This is a genomic window from Psychrobacillus sp. (genome assembly GCF_056205495.1).
The window spans coordinates 1-2,554 of the sequence record NZ_JBAEAP010000316.1 but is presented as its reverse complement, the minus strand read 5'-3'; the positions used below and the strand labels follow the sequence as shown (position 1 = coordinate 2,554).

Genomic DNA, 2,554 nt, shown 5'->3' with positions numbered 1-2,554 from the left:
TTCTTTTTTTAAGATAAATGGCTATGTTAAAGGTTAGGGTGATTTATGATGCAAAGAAATCTTAAAGCAGAGAGTAGAATTGATTTCCGCCCCAGCCGGCCGATGCTTTCCTATGGGGGAGCGATAAGCCATCACCCGTCGCTTGCGCGCATAATTTCGATCCCGTAGGAGCCGCCGTCTGGGCTTCAATCAATAAATGGAAACATATTTAGCATCGATAAAGCGCTAATCAATTAAGCGAAGCTGAAACACTGTCACCAACCCAATTTTGTCATCTATTTATGATTTTAATAGTAATTTGAATGTCCTTTTTATAATTTTTACAACCAATAAATTTAACAAAGCTTTCCTTTTTAATAAAAAACATCTTCCATAACTCATAAAAAATAACATTATTGGGCAACCTCTTAATGTTTAAACAAATCTTTTCTTATGATTGGTGGAGAAATATATGGGAAAGTCAAAAAAGCCGTTTTATAAAAAATGGTGGTTCTGGGTAATTGTCATTATTATAATTATTGCATTGTCTTCCGGTGGCGGGGATGAAGATGCTACAAATAATACAGCAACCGATCAAACTACAAACAAAACGGATGAATCCAATACCGCAGACAAATCTACAGAGGATAAGGAGGAACCCAAAAAGAAGGATGACGGGAAGATTAAATCGGGAACATACAAGGTCGGGACTGATATTCCAGCGGGAGAATATATAGTGTTTGCAAAGGGCTACACTTATATTGAAAGCTCTAAAGACAGCTCTGGAGCTCTTGAAAGTATTATTTTCAACGATAACTTAAGTAAGGGCGCCAACTCCTATGTGACGCTTAATGATGGAGAATATTTTAAATTCCAGGATGGAGAAATGTATCCGGTTGAGCAAGCACCTTCTATTATTCCGGAAAATGGTGTCTATGAAGACGGTATGTATAAGATTGGTAAAGATCTTCCTGCAGGGGAATATAAGATTACATTAGGTACAGATTCTGAATTGGGTTATTACGAAGTATCTAAGAGCAGCTCTCATCAGTTGGAAGATATCGTAACAAATGAAAATGTACAAGCCGATACTTATTTAACTGTTTCAGATGGACAGTATTTGAAACTGCAAGGTGTAACCATTAATACAAAATAGAGGAAGAAAAGCGTCGAGTAAATAAACTCAACGCTTTTTCTTTTTGAGGAATCATTCTTATTTTACTCTTAAAACTTGACCAACATAAATTGTATAATTGGAATCTAGACCATTCCAATCTTTTATCTGCAGAACTGTACTACCGTATCTCTGGCTGAGTCCGTAGACAGTGTCCCCGCTTACAACCGTGTGATAAACAGCTGTAGCCTTTTTAGGAAGCCCAAAGGACTTTACGATACCATTTACATGCCCTCTAGCAAGAGATTCAATGAAAGAGGAAGTCTTGAGCTTAGCTGCATCGTTGGCATTATCAATAAATCCGTTTTCTGTAAGAATCGAAGGCATATTCGATTCACGTAGGACATGGAAATTAGCTGTTTTCTTTCCTCTATCCGAAAAATTGACAAGCTTCAATATTTCAGAGTGAATATTCGTTTGATACGTAGTAGTAGGAGAGCCGCTACCTGGATATATATAATCCTCATAGCCTGTCCCACCTCCAGCATTAATATGAATTGAAACGAAATAATCCGCTCCCCAAGCATTTGCTTGGTTCGTGCGCTCCTGTAAAGACAAAAATGAGTCTCCCGTCCGACTCATCAAAATACTTACATTGTTGTATTCTGCCAAAAGGATATTTTTTACACGTGTCGCAATTTGCAACGTTAAATTTTTCTCCTGTAAGCCATTCCCCACTGCTCCTGGATCTGTTCCTCCATGACCTGGATCAATAAAAATTTTTACCATAATCAATCACCTCTTCTAATTTTTTTGTTTTTTATTAAACACATTTTTTCTTACCTTTTACTACACCAATGGAATCACCCCTTTCAATAGAAAGAGCCACCCATAGAGGGCAGCTCAATTTGGTTTTCTATAAGTTAATGCTCTTTTGCTATCAGATAAATGCTGTGTCGTAGGATCTTGTACCAACCCAATCATAGAAAACAGACCAAACACTACATTTACAACCGCTAGCACCCACGTCTCTAGTTCATGAGATAAAGTATATTCTGTAATCTTTAGGTGTTTGAAAGCAATAAGTAAGAGCTCTGTTAAAATAAACAATTGGGATAGGAAGCCCATGACCCAAATCTTATTTTGCAAACGAACCTTCCAGTTAATGTTCATACATTTGCCACCTCCTGTATGAGTGACAATTCTTCAATCCGTTTGTTCGCTAGTTTAGTACCTTCCTCCATTCGAGTTAATCTTTCCGATAAAATCTCCCGTTGCTTTTCCAGCGCCTTTATTTCTCTTTGAATTACCTCCACTCCTCTGCTGATCGTATCGAGCTTTGTTTCAATTACCGCAGTTCTAGCAGCCTCCGCCTTCACATCCTTGTCTCTGTTACGGCTATAAGTGAGCAATCCTACAAAAAAACCTAATACTGTACATCCCATACCGATAAATAACTCC

Annotated in this window: 4 protein-coding genes; 1 reads left to right on the top strand and 3 read right to left on the bottom strand. The window is 37.8% G+C overall.

Going from position 1 to position 2,554, the window contains the following annotated elements; all coding sequences use genetic code 11:
* Nucleotides 1–451 precede the first annotated feature (451 nt).
* Nucleotides 452–1,135 carry a hypothetical protein gene (locus AC06OU_RS09345; RefSeq protein WP_475855389.1) on the top strand — a complete coding sequence of 228 codons (684 nt, stop codon included), beginning with the start codon at nucleotides 452–454 and terminating at the stop codon, nucleotides 1,133–1,135.
* Nucleotides 1,136–1,192: 57 nt separating this feature from the next.
* On the opposite strand, the gene AC06OU_RS09340 is transcribed toward AC06OU_RS09345, so the two are convergent.
* The 3 genes from AC06OU_RS09340 to AC06OU_RS09330 all read right to left on the bottom strand — a co-directional run.
* Nucleotides 1,193–1,882: an N-acetylmuramoyl-L-alanine amidase family protein gene (locus AC06OU_RS09340; protein ID WP_169360795.1), complete on the bottom strand. Its 690-nt coding sequence runs from the start codon at nucleotides 1,880–1,882 to the stop codon at nucleotides 1,193–1,195.
* A gap of 114 nt (nucleotides 1,883–1,996) precedes the next feature.
* Nucleotides 1,997–2,266, bottom strand: coding sequence for a phage holin (locus tag AC06OU_RS09335; RefSeq protein WP_251556000.1), 270 nt, complete (start codon nucleotides 2,264–2,266; stop codon nucleotides 1,997–1,999).
* On the bottom strand, nucleotides 2,263–2,554 hold a 292-nt coding region (locus AC06OU_RS09330), incomplete at its 5' end, for a hypothetical protein (protein WP_475855388.1). The genes AC06OU_RS09335 and AC06OU_RS09330, both read right to left, overlap by 4 nt.